Origin of the sequence: Mycobacterium sp. E3247 (assembly GCF_001667785.1) — a bacterium.
Lineage (GTDB): Bacteria > Actinomycetota > Actinomycetes > Mycobacteriales > Mycobacteriaceae > Mycobacterium.
Map to the genome: position 1 here is coordinate 1 of NZ_LZJG01000434.1, position 741 is coordinate 741.

Genomic DNA, 741 nt, shown 5'->3' on the forward strand with positions numbered 1-741 from the left:
TGGTCGGCGGGGCGGACGACTACGTGATCAAGCCGTTCGAGCTGGCCGAACTGGTGTCCCGGGTGGGCGCGGTGTTGCGCAGGCGCGGACGGCTGCCGCAAGTCGTCCAGGTCGGCGACCTGACCCTGGACGCCGACGCCGGTGTCGCCGCGCGCGCCGGTAGCCGTCTCGACCTGACCGCGACCGAGCTACGGCTGCTGGCCTTCCTCGTCGAGCAGCGCGGCCGCATCGTCAGCGCAAGCCAGATCTTGAACGCGGTCTGGGGGTACGACGCCTACGATCCCAATCTGGTCCAGGTGCACGTCAGTGGCCTGCGGCGCAAGCTCGAAGCCCACGGGCCGCGGATACTGCACACCGTGCGCGGCATCGGCTACCGGCTGCAGCCCCAGCGATCATGACGGCCGGATCGACGCGGACCCCGTCCCTGCAGCGCCGGGTGATCCTCGTGGTGGTGGCGCTGCTGGCCATGCTGCTGGTGGTGCTCGGTGTCACCGTCGACGTCAGCCTGGGCGTGCTCGCCCGGCGAAACCTGCACGATCGGCTGCTTGCCGCCGCGTCGCGCGCGGAGGCGCTGGACGCCGCGCGCACCTCGCCCGATCTGCTGGCCGCCGAACTCAACGGCGGCGGGGTGCGCGCCCTGCTGATCACCGCCAACGGCGCGACGTACGGGGATCGCGGCATCAGCCCGGACACCGTGACCGGCCCGACGGCGCCGCCGTCCCTCCCGCCCCCGCCGTTGTT

The 741-nt window shown here is 72.5% G+C and carries 1 protein-coding gene and 1 pseudogene; both read left to right on the forward strand.

The features are described 5' to 3' along the window. Window positions 1-398 (forward strand): response regulator transcription factor (locus tag A9X04_RS22170; protein ID WP_197509295.1); only part of this gene is annotated, 398 nt, incomplete at its 5' end. Continuing rightward, a pseudogene (locus tag A9X04_RS22175) lies at window positions 395-741 on the forward strand (two-component sensor histidine kinase); the annotation flags it as partial. The gene A9X04_RS22170 and the pseudogene A9X04_RS22175, both read left to right, overlap by 4 nt.